This is a genomic window from Sulfitobacter sp., from assembly GCF_041552635.1.
Lineage (GTDB): Bacteria > Pseudomonadota > Alphaproteobacteria > Rhodobacterales > Rhodobacteraceae > Sulfitobacter.
Map to the genome: position 1 here is coordinate 1 of NZ_JBFEKM010000377.1, position 1,272 is coordinate 1,272.

General features: G+C 63.3%; 1 protein-coding gene. It reads right to left on the reverse strand.

The genetic code is table 11. The features are described 5' to 3' along the window. Window positions 1-1,170, reverse strand: a 1,170-nt coding sequence (locus tag ABYT07_RS21225) for an AMP-binding protein (protein ID WP_372993973.1), incomplete at its 3' end; no start/stop codon positions are given. Between the last annotated feature and the right edge of the window lie 102 nt (window positions 1,171-1,272).

The following is a 1,272-nucleotide window of genomic DNA, read 5'->3' on the forward strand; positions in this document are numbered from 1 at the left end:
CCAAATGCCGCGGTCGCCGGTGATCATCCAGTCGCCTTTGAATTTCTCGGCGGTCGCTTCGGGGCGCTGCCAATAGCCCAGCATCATCGCCGCCGATCCCCGCCGGATCGCGACATCGCCCTCGTCGTTTGTTGGCACGCCCGCCTTGGACAGAACAGCCAGCGTGTGACCTGGCACAGCTTTGCCGATGCATCCGGGGCAGGCGGGATAGGCTGCGCCACAGCTTGAGGCGACCATGTTGCATTCGGTCTGGCCGTAAAATTCGTTGATCGTCAGACCGAACGCGCTTTGCCCCCAAGCGAGCATTTCCGCGCCCAATGGCTCCCCTCCCGATGCGACCGACCGCAAGCCAGCAATCTGCGCGCCTGCCGCCTTGAGCATACGCAGGGCTGTGGGTGGAAAAAACACGTTGCGCGCGTTGCCTTCTGCGATGATGCGCGCACAGTCTTCGGGCGAAAACTTGGGCAGGCGTGCGGCGACGACCGGCACGCCCAAGGCCAGACCCGGCATCAAAACATCGAACAGCCCGCCGATCCACGCCCAATCCGCCGGGGTCCACAGGCAATCACCGGGCTGGCCCAGCATGTCATGGCTTAGCGATACGCCGGGCAAATGGCCGGTCAACACGCGGTGACCATGCAGCGCGCCCTTGGGACTGCCCGTCGTACCAGAGGTATAGATCAGCACCGCCGGATCGTCGGGGCCAGTATCGGCGAAAGTCACCGGATCGCCTGCGATGCCGACCGCGTCCGTCATCCATGCTTCGGCCAGCCCCCCCAGCAAGTCGCGCCCTTCGGGATCAGTCATAACAAGGGTGATGCCCGCATCCTGCACGCGGGATTTCAACGCATCATACTTGAAGAGCTTGAACAAAGGCACTGAAATTGCACCTATTTTCCAGATTGCCAAATGGGCAGCCGCGCACCACGGGCTTTGGCTGAGCAATACACCGACGCGGTCGCCCGCCTGAACACGCGGCAACAACGCCCGCGCCAATCCATCGGTCATGTCAGACAAATCGCCATAGGTCACGTCGCGCCGCACGGTACCCGTCAGGTCAATAATCGCCGTCCGTCCCGCATCCTGCGCCAGACATTGCGCCGCCATATTCAGCCGCGCAGGGATGTCCCACGCGCCCGACATGTCCAGTCCAGGCAAGGGGTCAGCCATCGCCTAGCCCCAAGGCTCGAGCGTCAGCGTCTGCTTGGCGGTTTGCTGCATCAGGCAGCTAAGTGCCGCAGGTCCCTGCCCCGTGCCGCCAGACCAAAGCGA